The following is a 23220-nucleotide window of genomic DNA, read 5'->3' as shown; positions in this document are numbered from 1 at the left end:
CTATGACTAAAGTAACGCAGAAGTTAGGAAGAATTAATTCGTATAAATCATGGAGACAACACCGTTCGTAAAGGTAACATAGTTATAATTACCATACTGCCAGGTCTCCACTTGAATGCCACTACCTGATAATGTGGATTTACTTATTGGCTTACCCCAACTAAACTCCACTTGCTGCTTGGTCATCCCAGTAGCAACTATGCTCTTTTTAATCTTACTCCAAATCGCATCTGACCACTTATAGGTCTTAAATGGATCCGTTGTTAAGAAATATTCTTTATTTCCTAATGTACGGATCAACTCATCCCCCGACATTGTATAAGAGTTAAGAATTTGCCCCGTTGATAAAACCTTAAATGAAATGGCGAATTCACCTTCATAATCAGGTAGAATATCTACAATAGTGACTTTTTGGAACTTATAATCGGAGTCGAATTGATTGAGCCAATATGTTTTTCCAATGAACTTAACGAGGTTTCCTTGTTCTTCCTTCTTAAAAATCTGCGCAGTTTGTTTCGTATAGGCGAACAACTCTGCTTTGCCGAAGTAGATCTCCATCGTCTGATAATTTCCATCCCAAATTAACTCTGCTGACAGTGCAGTTTTTAAAAGCGTGGCAGGAAAAACTGTAGATCCGTCGATCTTTTGCACTTTACCACTCATTTTGACCTTCGCACCATTCACCATTGCAATATCGCTTCCGAGTTGAAGCTGTATTGGCAAATCTCCTAGGCGAATGCTAAAGATTTTAGTTGCTGTATTAACTTGGACTGTTGCTCCCAACGTTTGAAAAACCGATTGAACCGGCAAATACATTGTTCCATTAACAAATGCACCTTGATCAATATCATGGTCCGCACTGATCGAAACTTTTATTGTTTTGGTATCTGATCCTGAAATGACCGTTACGTTCGTTTCTCCTACCGCTAAGGCTTTCATTGTGCCATCGGCTTGCTTTTGCAGCAAATAAGGTTTTTCAATTACGACATTTGCTTGAGCTAACGGAACGCGTTCAGATATGCCATCGGCATCTTTAGCATAGATTTGTACCGGAACATTGTCCCCAACAGTGATTTCGGTCGCATCCATCTGAAAAATCAAATCTTCAACCTGCGGATTGCCTTCATTGTATGATGACGAAACTGAACTGGCACTCCGTAAAATACTACCTTGATCGTAATCGACGTTACGCGTATCTGCCGCCTTCACTGTATGTATTGGACCCAACATAGATACTGCTAACGCTGCAGTGATGCTCCATTTAATAGCTTTCATTTTCCTTACATCCCCCTCTAAATATATAAACCTTAATTACTGTATCACAATTCCACAATTTTACTAGAGAAAAATTTACAGAAATATTTTTTTGTATTTCTAGTGAATTTACTCCGTGATAATTACAGAGTCTTCCATTATAATCATGGATTAGGAGGTATTAACTCATGGAAATAATAGCCGACAGATTGATATTAAGAGATTATACAAGCGATGATTTTTCTTTTTATGAAGAACTGGAACTTAATCCTTTGTCTCACAAATATGAAAACACCGCACCAGATGCAAAACAAATTAAAGAGAACTTCCTTTCGATTCTGACTCAGACTACCAGCGATCCGCGTGAGCATTATGATCTAGCAGTATGTACAAAGCAAAATAGAACCCCCATAGGCAACGTAAGTATAAAGTTAAATTGGGAAGAGATCAGAGAGTGGGAGATTGGCTGGGTCCTACTGCCGGAATACTGGAAAATGGGCTATGCGACAGAAGCCGTCAAAACACTGATAGGCTACGCCTTTAGCTCTCTTAATGCCCATAGAGTCGTTGCCTATGCCAATGCAGAGAATCTTCAATCTGAAAAAGTTATGATTAGAGCAGGAATGATTAGGGATGGAATCCTCAGAGAGACTAGATTTTGCAATCAACAATGGTGTGACGAACTCATTTACTCTGCTTTGGAAAAGGAGGCTACATTAAATTGACAACAATCAAAGTTTTAAATGAAGGTTATGTAAGATTAGTAGATCATATGGGCTCAGATTTAACGGTTGCTAACGCTGCGCGTGTTTCTTATGCAAAACAATCTTTTGAGCTTAGTGATCGGGATATTAAACTAATAAAATTCCTTGCCCGTGAAGGACATACCTCTCCTTTCCGCCATGCCATCACACAATTTGAGGTTTATGCCCCATTAATGGTTGCGAGACAGTGGTGGAAATACGTAGTCGGTTCTGCTCATTACGAAGGTACTGGAGATAGCTTGGAAGCCTGGAACGAATCCAGCCGCAGATACATAACAGAAGAACCCGTTTTTTATCAACCTGCTGCGGGAGAATGGAGATCCAAACCAGAGAATTCCAAACAAGGCAGTGGTGACATCATTGCATGGGAGCTTGGTGAAAAATACACCCGTGAGCTTCAAGAATACACCGAGTTAGGATTATCTAAGTATGAAGCAGCTTTAGCAGATGGTATATGTGCTGAACAAGCAAGACTGTTTCTACCTGCTTATGGATTATTCGTTCGTTGGTACTGGACAGCTTCAGTTCAATCTGTAGCCCATTTTTTAAATCAAAGACTGGAGCATGACGCTCAGAAAGAAATTCAGGAGTATGCAAAAGCAATTTTATCGCTAATTGAGCCACTATTCCCTGTCTCTTTTGATCAGCTGCTGACAACCGGCTCTGTAGATTAATTTATTTCCTAATATAAAAAAGAGCCGCCAAACCCTTGGCGGCTTTTCCCTTTTTACACTACCAACCCTCGTATAACTTCAAACTCGTCCCTACTGACTTCAACGAACCCGAGTGATGTATATAAATTCGTAGCACGTTCGTTTTCGATCCGATGGCCAATAACGATTTTGTCACAATGATGTTCTGCTTTAATATAACGAATTAAGGTATCCATACCCGTTCTGCCTAAACCCCTGTTCTGATATTTCTGGTCAATCATAAAAGCCATAATCCAATAACTTCCATCCTCAGGATCTACGCTATACACAGAGAAACCTACCAATTCTTCATCTGCGTATAAAGCGAGCGGGGTCATACCACAATAAGCTGCTTCTGCTAACCAATAGACCACTGGTACAGGAAAAATAGCCTTTTGCTCATCCGATACTTCTAATTGAGTACAAGCGTACCAGTTTTTTTCAGTGATATCCTTCAGCACTATATGTGCTTGAAAGCCGGTTCGTAATCGGTCACAAACTCTTTCTAATTTCAGTTTAAGCTGTTTCGCCCAATCCGGGAAAATAGAATCATCCGTATTCTCCATACACCGAAGTAATCTAGCAAAACTGTATAAGTCTGCAAATCTTTGAAATTCAGGTATCAACTTCATATACTCATCATCTAGCTGCTTAACCGATCTATATCCATTAATAAAATGGTCAATGTTTCTTCTACTCTCATTATCATCCGATTCCGTCAGGTCTCTTAACGCCGATGTAATATCCATCGCAAACCAGTGATACATAGAGTCATCAAAATCGATGGCACTGTAGCGGGATTCTTCTTGCATATAAAAGATATTATCCATCTCAAAATCATAATGTACGAGCCCAGTATGCCCTACTCCAAAAGGAAGCTCTGATAGCCAAGCTTCAATCCGCTCATATTCCTTAAGCGCCTTATGCTCCTCAGGATGCCTGCTCAATACGGAATAAATAAAATTCAATGAATCGACCCAGCTTTTGCGATAAGGTGTGCTCGGTGCATAGGTTTCCGAAAAATTATGCAGACGTGCAAGCGATTGGCCCCATTGATAAAAATGAGGTTCCTTCATCTCATCAAGTGAAACATATTCACCCTGGGCCTGTTCAAAAACTACCCCGTGGTATCGCCCGTGATCCGTTAACAACGTTTCAATCCAATTGCCAGACTTAGAACGCACTGGAGAGACAGTCTCATAACCTTGTTCTAATAAATACATCATAAAATCCAGCTCTGCCTGGATATTGTCTGGAGAATTATCCTCTTCATGAGTAAACCTTAAATAAAAGCGGTTACCATTCCACTGAAAGGTATAAATAAAATTGCTGCTGGCCCTTACCATCTTTAAGGTTCCAGGCTCATGATTCCAATACTTAATCATCTCTTTAGCAGGAAGATCGTTCTCCGTTCCCCGCACCATGTTCATTAAAGTCATCATTGTCCGATAGTGCCTCCTGCTTCATGACGGATTTGATTCTGGGTTCCCCCATTAACATTATCGGTAAATTATTCTATTAAATCAAGGGAATTTGATAGGCTCTATTATTTCTGAAAAAAGAAAAGTGTTCAGCTTAAACTTCAGTTTGTCATACTTGATTTCAAACTCAGCATGATCTCCGATAGCATGAGAAATCTGCACACTTATCCCCAGCGTATTCTCCGTCAAGTACCACCTTATATCCGCTTCACTAGTATCTGCGTGCTGAAGTGAAGTCAACAATTCCTCATCTGATCTTTCAGTAAGAATATTCTTTTGCTCAATAATATCGGATTGAAGTTCGCTTTGCTTCAGCTCCTTCAAGTTAGACAAAGATCTGGCGCTTTCACCAATCGTTTCCCAGTTGAATTTCTCCCCCAGTACTGTTGTCCAACCTTGGGACTGCCCGATGGAGATTTGCAAATGAAGTTCCCATTTAGGCTCCATCTTAGCCGTCCAATAGGAGGACAGGACGTAAATCACTTCATCATTTGCCAAAATCACCGAATGAATGGAACCTTTGATTGCGGTCTCTGCTAAATGCACTCCTTTTTGGAAAAAAATATCAACAACGGAGTAGCTTTCAATCGAGTTATCCATTAAGCGACTTTGAATAACGTTGCCGCATCGGCCGAGAATTGGCTGAGTTATTGCAAAACCTTTAGTTTCCGCTCTCCATAGCTGTTCACCGTTTCGCGTTAAACAAATGAATTCCCCGCCGGTCAAATTTACGTGTAAATTACCGTCTGCGCCCAGGGAAGGGCTGGTGTCAACGTAGCTTTCCTCCGGTTGGTATATCCATTTCACTTCGCCATCCGGAGCAATGGCATATAACTGGCTAGAAAGACACCCATACATAACCCCATCCTGATCTATGACAGGGGGACGGTGCCCTTCTCCTTGACCCATCGGTTTCTCCCACAACAACTCTCCATCAGGACTAAAAGCATAAAGTTTGGAATTCACATTTTGACCAATATATATGATTTCTTCACGGGAAATAACCGGATCGCACCAAAATATGGACGAGCACTTGTAAACCCATCTTATGGTTCCATCCGCATCAAAAGCATAGAGTCTCCCAATAATTTGTGACTCATCTTCATATGTACACAGGTAAATATACCCTTCGCTGTTTACCACCGGCCTGCCATACGGTACACCATCCACTGCAGTCTTCCAATTTATCTGGCCGTTTTCGTCAACCGAAATGAGCTGATTATCTCGAATGCTATTGGTCGCAACTAAAATGGAGGCTGGGCTGATCAGCAGGGGAGACATAAGGGATGCCTTAGTCTCCAATAGCAGCTCCACAGTGTCAGATTCAAAGCAAACCCGAAACAGTTTGCCGTATTGATGATTAAGCTCGAAATCACCCTGCCCCACAGCCAAAATGGCTCTCCTTTGTTCATTCACTGTAAACGAGCTTAATCCATATGAAAAATCCGGCCGCCCCGAGTCAACAACTCGCTTCAAAACTGAAAGCGATGTTGGAGCTCTGAATCGGGATTGTCTGGTCCAATTCGCCTCAATGGGATGAATGGCTAATGGACGATAGCTGCCTTGTTGAAAACCGCCTATTCCTTCGTTGTTATTATAATCGACCATAATTTTCCCATCCTTTGTTATATAAGTTAAGGGATACAAACTGGAAAATTTGTATCCCTTAAGCCTAATTAAAATCTTGCTAGGCTGGTTTGGTCAAACAAGTTATCCGAGCCGGACCAGTTAAGGTCGAATTTCCCCGAGTCTTTGGACACATTGAATTCGTCGTAGCGATATCGTGTGATATGCTCACATTAATGAATCATCATCATAAATTCAACGTAAAAAGCGAAAAACTGCTTCCCATAACATGGATTAGATGTGTTGATGGTTGAACGAAAGGTTTATTCGGCAGTGGGTACTGGGGCGGGCTATAACTAATAAAAGAAACCACATGGAGTATTATTCACATGTGGTTCTAACTAAATTATTTAAAAATTTAACCAATCCCAAAACACTAATCAATCTTCAATGGTTCAATTGTTTTTACCGCACTCAGGGGAATCTGAGAAATAGAATAAATGTATTCTATACAGTTATTTCGTAGGCGAATGCAATCATTTTGACTTTAGTTGCATTTTCTACAACTAAAAACACGAGAAGCCACCACTAAGGCTGTAAATCAAGAAAATAGCTGTACAAAATACACTTATACCCATCGGCTGGAGGGATTCGAGAAATATAGTTGTACGATGTACAATTAAACTCGCTTCTACGTATTGCTCCCCGTGATTTTCTATACAGATAGATGGTGAATAGCCCCTTATAACTCTGCTCTCTTTACTTTATCGGGACTATACTCCCACATCTGCAGCCCCGCACCGATCATTCCACATAAATTACCATGATAGGCTGCTTCAATACGAACATTTTCCAGCATCGATGGCATTACTCTGCCCTTTACTTCCCTTCTAATGCCTTCAAACAAAAGTTCGCCTGCTTCAGCAACTCCACCGCCAATGACGATGACTTTAGGGTTAAAAATATGGATTAATGAAGCAATCGCGGATCCGAGCGCAGCAATCGTGTCTTCCATTAACGCTGTAGCCAGAGAGTCACCTGCCCGCCATCTCGCTATCACTTCCCGTGAGTCTACATTCTCTGGGGACTGGTTATGTAATAAAAGCTTGTCGCGCATGCGACGTGCGATACTTGTGCCTGAAGCATACTGCTCTAAGCAGCCTGTTCCACCACAAACGCATGCAGGCCCTTTGAAATCTACGGACATATGGCCTAACTCTCCAGCCCCACCCCAAGAACCGTGGACAAGATGGCCGTCTACGACTATCGCTCCACCCACGCCCGTACCAAGGGCAAGACAGATAAAATCTTTTACCTCTTTGCCTGAACCTAAATATTTCTCTGTTATTGCTAATACATTCACGTCATTATCAACGATTACTGGAAGTTGAAATTGTGTTTGAAGCAACTCCTTCAAAGCTGTGCCAGCATAGCCAGGGATAAGCTCCGAAGCGGAGCGGATACGCCCCGCCTCCCAATCCATTTGCCCTGCCGATCCTACGCCAATTCCTTGGAGCTGAATTCCCGCTTGTTGTGCTGTTATTTCATCCATTAATGTCCGAATTGCTAGTATAATACGATCCATTGTTTTCGTCTGTCCAGCCAATGTGCTTAGGCTTACAGTATGTAAAACGTCCCCTTGTGAAGAGACGAGTCCGGCATTAATTTTCGTGCCGCCAATATCTACTCCGATCGCATATTCTATATGAGGATCATACCCTTCCATCGCGGACTCACCTCCGTCAGTCATTGAAATTGCTCACGGCCTTAACATATCTCGAAGTGATCAATTGCGGCCTAGTAATTGCACTTCCTACAACAACATAGGATGCCCCCGCATTCTTAGCTTTTGCTGCGTCTTCCGGTGTCCATATCCGTCCTTCCGCAACAACAGGAATGTTCACTAATTTGCTTAATTGTTGAATTAAGACAAGGTCCGGTCCTTCCTGCTGTGTACTGTATGGGGTGTAGCCTGAAAGCGTGGTACCGATGAAATCCACACCTAATTTCTCAGCGGCAAGCCCTTCCTCAAATGTCGAAATATCCGCCATAACCAGCACACCTCTCAGATGTGCATATTCTATTAATGGCTTTACTGACTCTAAGCGTTCTTCCCGATTCGTTACATCAAGCGCAACAATCTCTGCTTTTGCAGAAACAATCGCCTTCACTTCATCTAAGGTTGGTGTTATAAATATGGCTGATCCGGGAATATCCCGTTTAATAAGTCCAATGACCGGTACATTTACTTCTTTTTTGATAGCTACAATATCTGGAACACCATTTGTCCGGATTCCTATAGCTCCTGATTGAACCGCTGCTCTTGCCATTTTAGCCATTGTATCCCCACCATGAAGCGGCTCATGCTCAAGTGCCTGACAGGAAACAATCAGACCTTTCACCGGAAAGATATCACTTATTCGAGTCATTATTAACCCTATCCTTTCGCTTCAAGAATATAATCTAATATTCTATTGTTCAGAGCTTCCACCCGCTCCTGATCGGAATCCTTAATCGGTAAAAGCGGCATTCTTGGCTGACCTGTTTCAAATCCGCGCACACTAAGGATCGCTTTACACGCACCATATAATGAAGGAAAGGATAGCAATTCAACAATGAGATCATTGATGATAAACTGCCATTTCTGCGCCTCAGCCATCTCTCCTTGCACATAACATTGTTCCACTTTTAGGAATAACTCTGGCATCACCCCATAAGTTCCACCAATCCCGCCATCTGCCCCAATACTGCGGCCCGCCAAATACTGCTCATCAGGTCCATTTAAGACTAGAAAATCCTTCCCGCCTGCGGCTTTAAATTGCTGAAGCTCAAACGTGCTCTCCGCCGAAATTTTCACCCCGATCACTTTATCCTGAGCTGCCATCTTAATCAGCAAGCTTTTCGATAATTGAAAGCCTGTAGTTTGCGGGATGTGATAGATAATAAATGGAAGCGCTGTACTATTAATAATTGCCTGCCAATGACTTTCAACACTGTCCGGAGACAGACGATAATAGATCGCAGGAACAGCCGATACGGCATGTGCGCCAACTTTCTCAGCATGGATAGCTAGTTCAACACTGTCTCTTGTAGATGGAGCACCCACGTGAGCAATGATTGTAAGCTCTTTTCCAACCTCTGCTATAACTGCCTCGAGCATTTGTTTGCGTTCTTCTACAGATTGCAGCATACCTTCGCCAGAGCTTCCGCCAATATAAAGACCTTTTACTCCCGTAGAAGCATACTGACGAGCTAATTTTCGGGCTGCTTCTTTATCGATTTCCCCCTCAGCATCATAACTGGAGTACATAGCAATAATAATGCCTTTAAAGGATTCAAGATCATATAATTTCATAAATTACAGCCTCCATCGTTTAATTCATTACTATTAATTTTCGTTGTTATAAGAATAACTAGCCTTTTACAGCCCCCATAGTAATCCCTTGGGTAAAGGCTTTTTGGAACATTAGAAAAATTGCAATCATAGGAATAGAGGCTAACGCAGCACCCGCCATAAGCAATCCATAGTTTGTTGTGAATTCACCCCGAAGAGTCGCTACCCCAAGTGGTAATGTCATCATTGAAGTCGATCTGGTCATGATCAGCTGACTGAAATAATCATTCCAAGAAGTGATGAAAGTAAAGATTGCCAGTGCCCCTATTGCAGGCTTTAACAAAGGTAAAATGATGGTTCCGAACAAACGAATTTCAGAGCTGCCATCTATTTTGGCTGCTTCAATTAATTCTCCTGGAATCGTCTGCGCGAACTGCTTCATTAGGAAGACTCCAAATGGCCAGCCAATCGCCGGTAAAATAAGCCCTTTATACGTGTTGACCCACCCAAAATCTGCAAGCATCGTAAACAGCGGGACAAGAATAACTTGCTTAGGCAATGCCATAGCGGCAACAAACATCGTAAAGATAATGCCTCGGCCAGGAAAAGACTTTTTGGCTAGCACATATCCAGCACAGGAAGAAACGATACAAATCGCTGCCATTTCACAAAAAGCAATGATGAAACTGTTAAACATCCAGCGCTCAACGGGATTCTTAAATAACTCGGTCCAGTTTTGCAGAGTCGGCTTAGCCGGAAACCATTCCGGGGGGATCGTTGTTGCCACAGTCTGAAGCTTAAATGCCCCTGAAACCACCCAATAAAAAGGGAAGATAAAAAACAACGTTGCTAGAATCAACAGGATGGTCGCTAATATTTTTGGAATCGTCAATTCTTTTTTCCATTTGCTTACTTTCTTAGATTGGCCAATAGGTGCTCTCAGTTCTAACGGATTCGTAGAATTCATGATGTCCCCTCCTTAATACTCAACATCACTGCCAAAGTATTTGAATTGAATGATAGAAATGATCCCGATCACAATCGCAAGGATGACACCCATCGCCGAGGCATATCCAAAATGACCGAGCATAAAGGCTTGTTCGTAAACGCCATACATAACAGTCGATGTGCTATACACAGGTCCACCCGAGGTGAGCAACTGAATTAGTGCAAAACATTGAAAGGTGTTGATCGTGGTAATCACGATAATATATAAGTTCGTTGGCATTAGCATTGGCCATAATATTTTCCGGAAAATCTGCCAAGGCGTCGCTCGATCAATCTCAGCTGCTTCTATGTAAGAAGTAGGAATGTTCCCAATAGATGCCACATATAAAATGATCGGCTGCCCTACAGAGGTCGTTATCAGAACCACAATAATAGCAAGCAGTGCAGTCCTCGTATCTCCTAACCAGGATATAGGCTCCATTCCCAAAAAGCTGGTCAAATAATTTAGAATCCCATAGTTCGGATGATAGATCCAGCCCCAAACGACTGTGATGCTTACGACCGAGGATACAGCCGGCAAATAGAACACTCCGCGGAAAAACGATCTGGCAAACTCTTTTTTCTTATAAATATTCATAGAGATAAATAACGAGAAAATAATAACGATGGGTACGGTGATGAGTACAAGCAATAATGTATTTCCCATCGACTTCCTGAAGTTATCATCTTTTATTAAGGAGATATAATTATCGAGGCCAATAAAGCTGAAATCTCTCAAGGAGTAATCAAAGAAACTAATATAGACCCCTTTCACCATCGGATAAGCTACAAAAAGCAGGAAAAACCCAAATGCCGGCACTAAAAAGAGATAACTCATCATCCAGTCACGAATCACATAACCTTTTATTTTGCGAACCGTTGTCCCCACAGTCCTTCCCCATTTCTTCGATGATTTAAAAAGAAAAGAGTGCTTCCCGCACTCTATTCTTTTGGACACCATTCACTTTTTTTATTTCATTGCAGCCTTTGCTTTCGTAATCGCTTCGTTTGCTTTTGCAGCAAAGCTGTCCAAAGCTTCTTTACCGGTTGCTCCTCCAGTTAAAGCACGTTGTAATTCAGGGAACCAGAAGGTACGAATATCAGCATATCCATCGGCAATGGTAGGTGCATCTGTTGTGAATTTACGAGCATACTCAGCGTATTTGTACTCTGCATCATCATAGAGGCCTGTAATCGAATTACGAACAGACAAACCACCTGTTTGAATCAAGTTTTTCTTCCCCCATACAGGATCATTAGCAATAAAATCAATCAGCTTCTTAGAAGCTGCAATCTTAGCTTCATCACCATTATTGAATACAGCCATACCGCCGAGGTAAGGTTCAAGCTTAGGTTCCGATCCATCTAAAGTAGGGAATGGAAGCAGAACATCTTCGAATTCAACCATTTTTTTAGATACGTTCTGAGCTTTAAGTACTGCAGAATAGTTGAGTGTAAAGGCTAATTTCCCTTGTAAAAATAAGTCGTTCACGTCAGCAGCCGCAAGGGAAGCCGCACCAGAAACGCTAAGTTTATCTTTTGTAGCTTGAACGATCCAATCCAACGCTTTTGCAGCATTATCAGTATTGATAGCGACTGCGGAATTATCTTCATTTAGAAATCTGGATACACCTAAGTTAGCAAGATATGCACGAGTTCCTTGATCTCCAGCCTGGCTCTTCGCGAAGAATCCGGTAGGAATAACATCAGGTGCTTTTTCTTTAACAGCTTCCAGCGCTTTCTTATATTCTTCAAACGTCCAAGTTCGGTCTTCCTTATCCAGAGGAAGCAAATCTAGCGCGCCAATCTTCTCAAAAACGGTCTTGTTTACCGCCATCATAAAAGGAGCTGTATTGATCGGATACATAAAGATCTCTTCGCCAACACTAGACTGTTTCCAAAAGGCTTCCGAAATATCATTTTTCACTTCATCGGTCACCATATCATTAAGAGGTGCTAATAAGTCCTTTTTACCCCAGTCAATAATCCGTCCAGGAGCATCATAAATTACATCAGGTGCGGTATTCGAAGCAATTGCCACATTCAGTTTTTCAGGGCCGCCTTCAAAGGTGATCATCTCAAGGTTGACTTTAATTTCCGGATTCTTCTCATTAAAAGCTGCAATGATTTCCTTCTCATATTTGCCAACTTCACCATCTAAAGCTTGAAAGCTCGGAAAATTCCACCATGTTATTTCTACTGGTTTAGCAGCAGTCTCAGTGGCCGCGGGCTCACTCTTATCAGTATTATTACTTGGTTCATTAGCGGAATTCGCTGTATTCGTATTTCCGCATGCAACTAACTGTGTACCTAAAAGTGCGACACCAACAATGCTCATTAGCCCTTTTTTCATTGCTCTCATGTGCTACCCCCTATTATTTTTGTGGAATAGAATGCTTTCTCATTCCTTGCGCTAATCATAAATCAATTATAAATTCAGGAGAATCCCACTCCTTTTACATTTAGGGTCGTATTCTGACCTATACCTTCTTTCAGCCCCTCTTCAATGTTATAATACATTACATATTTCACCTATAATTATTTTAATTTTTAGCTTATAACTTACATTTGATGATATCGTTGTTGAAAAATCCACTATAAATCTAGTCTTCCGGAGGGATTTCATGTACAAGCTTATGATTGTAGAGGATGAACCGTTAATACGGACGGGATTAAAACATTACTTTTCGTGGCAGGAGCTTGGTGTTCAGAGTATTGTTGAAGCGGAGAATGGAAAAGAAGGCGTCGCTACCGCACTACGTGAGCAGCCAGATTTAGTGATCACTGATATTCGCATGCCCGAAATGGATGGTCTTCAGATGATAGAAGAGCTTCGCCAATTCCTTCCTGATACTTTGTTTATTATTTTGACAGGATTTAATGATTTCGAATACGCTCAACGAGCCATTAAACTTGGGAGTGTGCATGCTTTTTTGCTCAAACCTCTGGAATATGAAGAAAGCCTAACCGTGATTCAAGAATGCATGAACAAGCTGCAACTTAAACAACAAGAACAAAGGATACGTTCTACTCTGGAAGGCTCACAACTTATAAAGCTACTACTCGAAGAAGAACAACCTGCAATTGACACTAATTTGATCGCTGAATTATGTAATTTTAAAAGTAAACATTATCTGTATCTCCCTTTTGTTTTGGCAGGTTTCCCTATCAGAGAAACACCTTCACCATCCACAAGGTGGATGCGAGAACAGGCGACTAAGTTCATACATCTTGCAACGGAGGCCTATCTCCCGGCGAGTCTGCCACGATCTATTTTTACATATGCTGCTAAATCCAAACTCTACGGGCTAATAGTCATGGGATCACAGACTGCAACGAGCATTGTCCCTTTTGAGACCCAAGTACTTACTGAACTCGATCAGCATTTGAACAAGCTTACGTTAGAACGTCATCTTGCCCTTTATCTTGCCATAGGTACAGTGACGAACGAACTGTCTCAAATCACTTCATTACTTCACGAGTCTGAAAAGCTGTTATATCAACGCTTCTATCAGAATGAACAGAATATATTCCATATCTCTTCCATAAAGGCAGGCGCCACAGCTACTAAACCAATGCTTATCCAACTAGATGACAACGATAAGAAACGAATAATCTCCTGCATCGAAAATGCCAATAAACAAGAAATTCTACAATTAATGCAACGATTGGCACAAGATATTTTGCATAAAGCAGATTTCCCTTCACCTGATCTATGGCTTGCGTATGTACAAGAAATCATAAGTGTCATTATCCGCTTCGCTAATAAAAACCACATTCATAGGGATGGTGTGTACAGCGATAAACTATTAAACCTTACTTTTGTTGAGGATTTTCACTCCCTTGAGGTCATGTTCGAGTGGCTGGGGAATTGGATGGTTCATCTGGGGAACATATATACCGAAGGTCTGACGGATAACCATCAGCAGGATGTGATTATCTTTGAACATATTAAATCCTTCATTAGAGCTAATATTGATCAAGATATTACTCTACAAATGGTAGCGGATCGCTTTTTCTATAACCCTTCTTATTTAAGCCGTCTGTTCAAAAGAAAACTCGATAAGAACTATATGCGATTTGTAACCGAAATCCGTATGGAATACGCGCAGGAATGCTTAAAAAAACCGGAAATTCTAGTGACCGATGTCTGCACAATGTGTGGTTACAAGAGCTATAAGCATTTCGTTAAAACGTTCCGGCTCTTCACCAACATGACCCCATCAGACTATAGAAAACAATCGGGGTGGTAAGCAAAATGATGCAAATAAACCAGCCAAAAAAACGCTATCGGATGCGGCATGTCAATCGGCAGATTTTTGTGCTGATGATCCTGACCATTACTATTCCTTTGCTGATTATATCCGCGATTATCTATATTTTTTCAAATCAAGCCGTCAAAAATGAATATCAAAGCAGCTCTAATCTCATCCTTAATAATCTTTCTTTCAACATCGACCAGTATCTGCAAAGTATTGAAAAAGGGACCCTTAATGCCCAGGTAGATAGTCAATTACAAACCGCTCTCGAGCATTGGACTATCAACAAAGATAATATCGGGAATGATCTAAGTATTCAGTATGGAAACACGATTGAACAGTTCATCAGCGGGATTGAAATGACGATTAAAAATGTCGACAGTGTGCAGATTTTCGCGGGGTCACGTGTATTCTACTCCGCCAATTTCAATCGTGCGGATTATGATGTGAAGGACTACACCCAAGAGGATTGGTATTTACAGACGCAGCAAAAAAAGGGGGGCGTAATCCTGTTTGGAAGTCATCTCCCCTTCTATCGCACCAATTCCAAACAATCCGTCATCTCCATCGCCAGAGTCATTAATAAAAAAGGAAGCAAGCAGCCCTTAGGTGTCATGTTAATCGATATCCGGCTGGATTCATTACGGGAAATCTTAAAGCTGTCCGAGAATAGCAAGCGGAAATTTATTATTTTAGACGATAAGGGGGGCAACGTTTACAGCTCAGATTCATTGGAGACGAGTCCTTTAGAGCCAGTCCCTATCGACAAACAGGCGCTTAACACTTTTATGAACAATGACGCCGGGAGCTTATATGGTACTTTTGATGACAAGGATTCGTACATTAATTTTGTTACCTCTCCTTACTCCAACTGGAAGGTCATTCAATATATTGATGAAAAAGAGATGACTAAGCAGGCTTCTTTTCTTGGCAAAATCATTTTAACCTTGGCGCTCTTATCGCTTGTCACTGCACTCTTATTTATGTATATCCTCTCTGAACGCGTAACCAAACCTATTATTCTGTTAAGCCGGAAGGTGAAGCTGGTGGGGATGGGGAATTTCGATGTGGATTTGTACAGTAATCGTCAAGATGAATTTGGGGTTCTATATAATGGAATTCGTAAGATGGTTAAGGATTTGCAAAACTATATTGAGCGATCTTCGATGGCCAAGGCTCAACAAAAAGTAGCCCAGTATGGTGCGCTCAAAAGCCAAATCAATCCGCATTTTCTGGCAAATGTCCTTGAATCTATTCAAATGAAAGCCATCATCAATGGACAAAGAGAGATTGGCGAGATGGTGGGGATCGTGGGCAGATTGTTTCGGATTCATATCCAGACTGGGAAAATCACCGTTACCCTGCGCGAAGAACTTGAGCATGTCCGGCTATATGTGAAGATTCAGCAGTTGCGTTTTGGGGATAAATTACAGTACATGGAGCAGCTAGATCCGCAATGCGAGATCGTTAAGGTCATGCACTTCTCCTTGCAGCCCATCGTAGAGAATGCTATCGTACATGGCCTAGAAAGCCGCAGTGAACCAGGTCTGCTTGAGGTATCCTCGGTGATATCGGGGGAGGATATGCTGATTATCGTTAAAGATAACGGCATTGGCATCGAGGAAGAGAAACTTAAGCAGCTGCGTTTCCGTCTCTCTCAACCCTCAGATACCTTAGATGAAGAACATATTGGCATTAAAAATGTTCATGATCGCATTCAATTTCATTTTGGCGAAAAATATGGAATTGAAATTTCCAGTTACGTAGGTGAAGGAACGACAGTGATCATCCGACTTCCCGTGTAATCCTAGACATTTTGCTCAGTAATGCCTAATTCAGGATCAAAGGTGAGCATTTTCGTCGCTATTTTATCAATAAAAAACCGATCATGACTAACTGTTACTACAGCGCCAGGAAAATGAATCAACGCCTGCTCCATCACCTGAATACTGGTTAAATCCAAATGGTTAGTGGGCTCATCTAAAATAATGACAGCAGCTCCGGAGAGAAGGCATTTCGCTAAAGCCACTCTGGCCTGCTGTCCGCCTGAAAGGCTGCCAATCGTTTTACTCAGATCCATTTCCGAGAATTGCAGCATCGCTAGAAATTTATTCACCTTCTTCCGCGGTGCGTCCAGTCCCAGTCCATAAACATTTACGGCATGGCTGACGGTATCTTTATGATCCAGCTCATCCCACATCTGATTAAAGTACGCATAACCGCCCCCGCGTTCCCAAGTCACTTCCCCCGATTCCGGTGCTTCTTGTCCAGTCAGTACTTTGATTAGTGTCGATTTTCCGCTGCCGTTCGGACCTACGATAGCTATCCGGTCTTCCTTTTGAATATCGAAGCTAATGTTCTGGAAAATGGAGCGGCCATCATAACTTTGTCCAATCCGCTTCACTTCCCCCAGCTTGTCAGGAAAACGTAAATTACTATAAATATCAGTGATTAATACGTTAACTGGATGAGGTTCCACTCGTTTTTTCATATCCGTTAGCTTACGGGATAGACGGTCCTTAGAAGACTTCTTACTACCACGGTTTTCAATGGCCTCGGACTCCATAAGGAGAAGTTCTTCTTCCCACTCAAATTGCCGATCGAGCACTTTTTTACGCATCTTCTTTTTACGAACGTAATCGGTATAATTGCCTTCATATTCCTGAAAATGATAGTTCTCGATTTCTATCGTCCGCGTGACCACTCTGTCAATAAATTGCCGATCATGAGAAACCAGAAGCATCGCCCCATTGAAACGGTGCAGCCACTGCTCCAACCATACGATCCCTTCCATATCCAAAAAATTAGTAGGCTCATCGAGCAATACAACATCGGGCGCTTCAATTAAGACTTTAGCCAGTGCCGCGCGGTTCCTCCAGCCTCCGGATAACTCCTCTACAGGTTGATGCCGCGATCTCTCATCGAATCCTAATTTAGTCAGCACCGTATTGATTTCCACAGATACATTCCAGCCATCCAAATGCTCCATTTGTTCAAAAAGCTCAGCTTGGCGCTCTAAAAGTGCATTCATCTGGACATCATCCGACACCTGCCCAAGCTGTTCTCCTATTTGGTTAAGCTCCTGTTCAATGCGTGCTACCTCTTCGAAGCAAAGTTCTAACTCTTGTTGTACAGACAAAGACCCGGAAAGCTCCGAAAATTGAGAGAAGTAGCTGATCTTCACATTGGGATCTAACTCTACTTTTCCTGCCGTTGGCTCCTCTTTTCCCATGATTAGCTTAAAAACAGTAGATTTACCTGCTCCATTTCGTCCGATTAAGCCAATACGTTCACCCTTGCCCACGCGAAAATAAATATCTCGAAAGATCAATGTATTCTCATATTTCTTAGTTACGTTCTCCATTCGGATTACGCTCAAGTCTATCACTCCTAGTTCGTATAGATCAGAATTCATCGTTGAATACCCAAAAAGCTATTATAGCACTAATTAAAAAAAGGACTTTATAATCATATTATTACTTATATTTATTTCCGATATATGTATTTATATTAATATAAATTTATAAATACATAAGGAGGATTACAATGAGTTTGCTAAAATCATTCAAGAAAAATGCTAGTGTTATTATGTGCATTACCCTGCTCTTTTCTCTTTTTATTGTGTATCCGGCAAGTGCTTCTACCTTCTTCCAAGACCGCTTTGAAGAGGGCGATAATCTATGGACATCCACTAGTGGGAATTGGACTATTGTTGAGGACGAAGGCAACAGCGTATATTACCAATCTGCCACAAAAGAAGGACGTACTTCTGCAGGTGATCCAGCCTGGAGCGATTACACTGTGGAAGCGGATGTAAAAGTTGTTGATTTTAATGGCTCAAACAGAACTTATGTTGCAGGCAGATACATAGATGGAAATAATTTTTATGCAGCTTCTTTGTATAATAATAATGATGGCATGCTGGAAATCAGAAAGAAAGTTTCTGGATCTACTACAACTTTGTCCAGCAAACCTTACGCTCTGCAAACAGGAGTTTGGTATAACGTAAAACTCGAAATGAGCGGAAATACCATCAACATGTATGTAAATGATACGCTGGAGCTCTCAGCTTCCGATTCCAAATTAAAAAAAGGTGCAGCAGGGCTCGTTACCTTTAAGACAATTACGATGTTCGACAACGTGACCGTTTCTGACACCATTGGCACTACACCGACACCAACACCTACTGCTACGCCATTACCGACTGCTTCACCGACACCGACTGTTACACCAACACCAACTGCTATACCGACTCCGACTGTTTCACCAACACCGACTGTTACACCGATACCGACTTCTTCACCAACACCAACTGCTATACCGACTCCGACTGCTATACCAACACCTACTGCTACACCGATACCTACTGCTACGCCGATACCTACTGTTTCACCAACACCGACTGTTACACCGATACCGACTTCTTCACCAACACCAACTGCTTCACCGACACCTACTGCTACGCCGATACCGACTGTTTCACCAACACCAACTGCTACGCCGATACCGACTGCTTCACCAACGCCTACACCGGTTCAGGTTAGTGAATATGATTTGGCTGGGTTTGCCATAGGAACAACAGGTGGTGGAAATATCCAAGAAACCAGTCCACTCTATAAAAAGGTATATAGCGCAGAAGATCTTGCCACTGCACTGAGAAAAGGATCCAAAATAAAGGTTATTGAAATTATGAACGACTTGGATCTGGGATGGAATGAAATTTCTGATGCGGCAAAGATCTCCCCATTTAGCGCTCATAACAGTGCTTTAACACATCCCGTATTAATAGAGACTGGTGTCAGCAAAGTGTCTATAGACAACTTCGACGGTTTGACCATTTTCTCAGCTAAGGGTGCAACCATTAAACATGCCGCTTTTACTTTTAAAAGAAGCTCTAACGTCATCATCCGCAACCTTGAATTTGATGAGCTGTGGGAATGGGATGAAGCAACCAAAGGAAATTACGATAAAAACGACTGGGACTACATCACCATTGAGAACAGCAACAACATATGGATCGACCACTGCACCTTCAATAAATCTTATGACGGAGTTGTCGATGTTAAAAAAGGCAGCAACGGCGTCACCATTTCATGGTCATCCTTCTTAGGGGATGATAGAAACGCAAACAGCTGGGTTACTCAGCAAATTAATGCTATGGAAGCCAACAAGGCTGCCTATCCCATGTACGCTTATTTAAGAAGCAGCTCAGTTGGCCTAAGTAAAGACGACATCATTGCGATTGCCGCTAGTCAAAAAAAGGGCCACTTAATAGGCGCAACAGAGTTTGCAGCTGATAATGCGCTTCTTTCTGTAACGCTCCATCACAACTACTATAAAGATATACAAGACCGCATGCCCCGCCTTCGTAGTGGTAATGCGCATGCCTATAACATTGTAATGGACAACGAAGATACTAGATTGGCTAAAAAACGTCTAACTTCCGCTATGGAAAAAGCGATCTCAAGCAAGGGGTATCATTTCGGGGTTACAAGTAACGGAGCCATCTCTACAGAAGGAGGAGCTGTATTACTTGAAAGGTCTGTAATCATTGATGTAGTGTATCCTCTTCGCAACAATCAAGCGGATGCAAGTAATAGCAAATATACGGGTGCAATCGCAGCTTTAGATACGATCTATTCACTAGATGGAGCAACGTTCAGAGGAGACAGTACATCTAAGAACAGCCCTCTCTCCCCTGTACCCGCTGCCGTTAAAGCATTTGCATGGAACGGATTCACAACACTACCTTATAGCTACACTTCAGATGACCCAGCTAGTCTAAAATCTAGACTTACCGCTGTTGACGGCTCAGGGGCAGGCAAATTGTCCTGGTCAAACGAGGAATGGTTGAAAACAAATTACTGAACACATATCCCATTACTACAACGAGAAAAGTTACTAACTTAGTTGTCACACTAGCGCCACCTTTGCACCAAATTAGCGACATATTAGTGCTACTAGCGCCATATTAACGCCACATTAACACCACTTTTGTACCGCCGAAATTGCTCAGACGCTCAGACGGTGATTTTACAGTTTACAGTGTAATATTTACGAGGTCAGACGACAATTTTAGTTTACAGTACAGTATTTACGAGGTCAGACGACGATTTTACAGTTTACAGTGCAGTATTTACGAGGTCAGATGGTTCGGACTCAGGAGCCCTTATTTCGAAGAATCCGGGCATTTCGCAGTGCTATCGGACTCAGATGCAGCTATTCATCCCAATATGCTCATTTTGGGTGTGGATTTAGACCAATAAGAGCTATACAGTCCGAAAACTCAGCAAATTGGTCAAAAAAGCCAAAATAGTTGCAATACAGTCCGTTAGGAGTGTTACGCGCGTGAGGAACATGAGGAGCATGAGAAACCTGAGGAGCATGAGAAACCTGAGGAGCGTTATTAACTTAGTTGCCACATTAGCAACTCTTTTGTACCGCACTAATGCCACTTTTGTTCTGCCGAAATAGCTAAGACGCTCAGACGGTGATTTACAGTTTAAAGTGCAGTATTTACGAGGTCAGATGGCGAGTTTACAGTGCAGTATTTACGAGGCAGATGGTTCGGACACAGGAGCCCTTATTTCGAAGAATCCGGGCATTTCGCAGTGCTATCGGACTCAGATGCAGCTATTCAACCCAATATGCTCAATTTTGGTGTGGATTTAGACCAATAAGAGCTATGCAGTCCGAAAACTAAGCAAATTGGTCCAAAAAGCGAAAATAGCTGCAATATGGTCCGTTAGGAGTGTTACGCGCGTGAGGAACATGAGAAACCTGAGAAACGTGAGAAGCGTGAGAAGCGTGAGAAACATGAGGTGCCTGAGGAACATGAGAAGCCTGAGAAAAGTGTGAAGCCTGAGGAACATTAAGCGCCTATAGCCCCCGTGAGGAGCATTATGCACATACAGTCCCGATAGGAGCATCAGGAGTTTGTTCTCATTTAACAAGTGGCGTGTTTGGTGTTAAAAGGTAACTCGCAAAGTTAGTATAATGTCCCAACAATAACAAAAAGGCCGCAACCAGCGGCCTTTTTCTATATTACAACTCCCAACGCATATTCACTAATATCGCTTACCGCTCATTTTTTCAGAATATCAATATACTCTTCTTTCTCTCGATCTGCCCCCGCATTAAGTTTCAGTCGCAGTGACTTCGGGTGATCCAACACATTACTGCTGAAGTAACTTATAAATCCATCATCAGATCCACTACCAGAATTCGGATTAATTTTAATGTCGCGCTTCCCAACCTGCGCTGTTAATTCATAGGGGAGCTTTTGAAACAGTTCATTTCGGACGATCCAATCCGTTTTCAATTCCTCATTTATCGTAAATTTGAGCGCTATGCTTAACGGAGAAAGCTCGACTTCGGCTAGTTTTACTTCCTGTCCGTCAATTATGAAGGGGTGGTCTACAACTAATGTCTCCGTCTTCTGCTCCCAAAACTTAGGATCAATAGAGAAGTTCACTTTTAAACGATCAGAATACCGCATGTCGGATAAAACCGTTCCTGTTTTCGGTTTACTTAACATTCCCGGGTCTACAGAGGCAATCTGAAAATCCGCCACTACGTCTGTTGGCCTTGGTTTATTTCGGTCCAGTGAGAATACAGTTTTACCGAGCCAAGTATATATGGTTCCCTCTGCGTGTGCTCCCATTCCGCCCCTATTCCCATTCTCCTCCATTACGTCTCGTCCAGTTTCAGCTTCTGTCAGCTTCACACTATTAACACTGTACACTTCCTGACCATCACTTGTTGTCCCTGTATACAGCAGCATGATTTTATTTTCATCAGCAAGCACAGCATTTAGCGTAATTTTATATCCATTTGATTCAGCACTCTTATTAACGATTTGTACATAATCATTCCGAATTGCAGACTCTAGTGTAAGAGCATCAATATCAGCTGCAGCCAATGTTTTAAAAGGCTCCAATACGCCCCAATCGAACGTATCAACACTCGAAGTCCCTTGCTGTGGCAACAGCTGGGTTGGATTGAAGAACAGCAAGCCCGCTATCATCACTGCAGCCGCCAGCACAGACATCGCACTTTTTGTGAATATTAACCTTCTGCCACGTTTCTTGCCTAATTCCAAACCTGCTTGGATCGCATAGATCTGAGCGGCTGCATTCTCTATTTTTTGTTCTTGTGGGATACGTTCGGCATCGCTTAACATGGCAAGCTCCTCTTGACTACTCATTGTTCCATTCACCCCGATTCTTTATGATGGTTCGCAACTGCTTCAGCCCCTTATGCTGCCAAGTCTTAACCGTCCCCTCGGGTTTATTCATAATGTTAGCGATCTCAGTCAAGGTCATATCGTTGTAGTATTTTAGCAGCAGCACATGGCGATACTTGGGCTTAACCTGCTCGAGTGCCCACAGCATTTCCATCCGATGATGGCCAATGTGTGTGACCTGTTCTCCTATTCTTTCATCTACCAGCGGCATGGAACGTTTTCTCCGTCTTTGTTCATCTATACAGACATAAATTAGAATTCGAATAATCCATGATTTGAATGCTTTGGGGTCCTTTAAAGTTTTTCTTTTAATCCAAGCCCGGCAAGTCATTTCCTGCATCGCTTCCAGCGCATCGTTTCGGTTACGCAAGTAACTATAAGCAATACTGTACAATTGTTCTCTATGTACCAATATCGAATCGTAAAAATCTGTCTCGCTCCGAGTATCAAGAATCGTTACTTTTTTCATTTCTGCATTAGTCATCGTCATATCCTTCCTTAGCCTCCTCTCTTCAACCTTTCATAGATTAAGACGGGGGAGGTATAGAAACGGTTTTTATTTCATTTAACTTTTTTTCGCCCAAAGCTCTCTAAATTATAGCATTCTATAAAAATTGAACGAAAAATGTTATGATGAG

17 protein-coding genes are annotated in these 23220 nt (G+C 42.1%); 5 read left to right on the top strand and 12 right to left on the bottom strand.

All coding sequences use genetic code 11. The annotated features are described in order from the left end of the window. Window positions 1–33 precede the first annotated feature (33 nt). Complete coding sequence (locus NST25_RS12930; protein WP_340394142.1) at window positions 34–1275, bottom strand: stalk domain-containing protein; 1242 nt, start codon at window positions 1273–1275, stop codon at window positions 34–36. 167 nt (window positions 1276–1442) lie between these two features. Here NST25_RS12930 and NST25_RS12925 point away from each other — a divergent pair, with 167 nt between their 5' ends. Beyond that, window positions 1443–1979 carry a GNAT family protein gene (locus NST25_RS12925; RefSeq protein ID WP_076275817.1) on the top strand — a complete coding sequence of 179 codons (537 nt, stop codon included), beginning with the start codon at window positions 1443–1445 and terminating at the stop codon, window positions 1977–1979. Next, the gene (gene thyX / locus NST25_RS12920; protein WP_038570515.1) at window positions 1976–2692 is read left to right on the top strand and encodes an FAD-dependent thymidylate synthase; all 717 of its coding nucleotides are present in this window, start codon (window positions 1976–1978) and stop codon (window positions 2690–2692) included. Before NST25_RS12925 ends, thyX begins: the two co-directional genes overlap by 4 nt. A gap of 53 nt (window positions 2693–2745) precedes the next feature. Here the strand turns inward: thyX and NST25_RS12915 are convergent, their stop codons facing one another. The 8 genes from NST25_RS12915 to NST25_RS12880 form a co-directional block, all read right to left on the bottom strand. Then, entirely contained in the window at window positions 2746–4152 is a 1407-nt protein-coding gene (locus NST25_RS12915; RefSeq protein WP_081391841.1) for a GNAT family N-acetyltransferase, read from the bottom strand. A gap of 81 nt (window positions 4153–4233) precedes the next feature. Beyond that, entirely contained in the window at window positions 4234–5799 is a 1566-nt protein-coding gene (locus tag NST25_RS12910; protein WP_340394141.1) for a PQQ-binding-like beta-propeller repeat protein, read from the bottom strand. Window positions 5800–6499: 700 nt separating this feature from the next. Then, a complete protein-coding gene (locus NST25_RS12905) occupies window positions 6500–7507 on the bottom strand; it encodes an ROK family protein (RefSeq protein ID WP_340394139.1) in 1008 nt (335 codons plus the stop codon). Next, entirely contained in the window at window positions 7500–8186 is a 687-nt protein-coding gene (locus NST25_RS12900) for an N-acetylmannosamine-6-phosphate 2-epimerase (RefSeq protein WP_038570497.1), read from the bottom strand. The genes NST25_RS12905 and NST25_RS12900 overlap by 8 nt, the downstream gene beginning before the upstream one ends. 8 nt (window positions 8187–8194) lie before the next feature. Further along, window positions 8195–9112, bottom strand: a complete 918-nt coding sequence (locus NST25_RS12895) for a dihydrodipicolinate synthase family protein (protein WP_340394137.1) — start codon at window positions 9110–9112, stop codon at window positions 8195–8197. A gap of 58 nt (window positions 9113–9170) precedes the next feature. Further along, window positions 9171–10058: a carbohydrate ABC transporter permease gene (locus NST25_RS12890; protein WP_051491452.1), complete on the bottom strand. Its 888-nt coding sequence runs from the start codon at window positions 10056–10058 to the stop codon at window positions 9171–9173. Window positions 10059–10070: 12 nt separating this feature from the next. Next, the gene (locus tag NST25_RS12885; RefSeq protein ID WP_052097471.1) at window positions 10071–10919 is read right to left on the bottom strand and encodes a sugar ABC transporter permease; all 849 of its coding nucleotides are present in this window, start codon (window positions 10917–10919) and stop codon (window positions 10071–10073) included. Between the two features lie 129 nt (window positions 10920–11048). Then, window positions 11049–12440 (bottom strand): extracellular solute-binding protein, encoded by a 1392-nt coding sequence (locus NST25_RS12880; protein ID WP_076183515.1) that lies wholly within the window; start codon window positions 12438–12440, stop codon window positions 11049–11051. A gap of 262 nt (window positions 12441–12702) precedes the next feature. Between NST25_RS12880 and NST25_RS12875 the strand changes: the two genes are divergently transcribed. Next, window positions 12703–14331 (top strand): response regulator, encoded by a 1629-nt coding sequence (locus NST25_RS12875; protein WP_340394135.1) that lies wholly within the window; start codon window positions 12703–12705, stop codon window positions 14329–14331. A gap of 5 nt (window positions 14332–14336) precedes the next feature. Then, a complete protein-coding gene (locus NST25_RS12870) occupies window positions 14337–16142 on the top strand; it encodes a sensor histidine kinase (RefSeq protein ID WP_076304193.1) in 1806 nt (601 codons plus the stop codon). A gap of 2 nt (window positions 16143–16144) precedes the next feature. On the opposite strand, the gene NST25_RS12865 is transcribed toward NST25_RS12870, so the two are convergent. Next, on the bottom strand, window positions 16145–17716 hold the full coding sequence (locus NST25_RS12865) for an ABC-F family ATP-binding cassette domain-containing protein (RefSeq protein WP_340394134.1): 1572 nt from the start codon (window positions 17714–17716) through the stop codon (window positions 16145–16147). A 167-nt stretch (window positions 17717–17883) separates the two neighbouring features. On the opposite strand from NST25_RS12865, the gene NST25_RS12860 reads away from it, so the two are divergent. Then, window positions 17884–20205, top strand: coding sequence for a hypothetical protein (locus NST25_RS12860; protein ID WP_340394132.1), 2322 nt, complete (start codon window positions 17884–17886; stop codon window positions 20203–20205). A 1216-nt stretch (window positions 20206–21421) separates the two neighbouring features. On the opposite strand, the gene NST25_RS12855 is transcribed toward NST25_RS12860, so the two are convergent. Then, window positions 21422–22543: a DUF4179 domain-containing protein gene (locus tag NST25_RS12855; RefSeq protein ID WP_076301841.1), complete on the bottom strand. Its 1122-nt coding sequence runs from the start codon at window positions 22541–22543 to the stop codon at window positions 21422–21424. Next, window positions 22536–23072 carry a sigma-70 family RNA polymerase sigma factor gene (locus NST25_RS12850; protein ID WP_036686352.1) on the bottom strand — a complete coding sequence of 179 codons (537 nt, stop codon included), beginning with the start codon at window positions 23070–23072 and terminating at the stop codon, window positions 22536–22538. Before NST25_RS12850 ends, NST25_RS12855 begins: the two co-directional genes overlap by 8 nt. Window positions 23073–23220 lie beyond the last annotated feature (148 nt).

The sequence above is a fragment of the Paenibacillus sp. FSL E2-0190 genome (assembly GCF_037992965.1).
GTDB lineage: Bacteria > Bacillota > Bacilli > Paenibacillales > Paenibacillaceae > Paenibacillus_AQ > Paenibacillus_AQ odorifer.
Note: the sequence above shows the minus strand (reverse complement) of the source record. Positions and strands in the feature narration are given on the sequence as shown.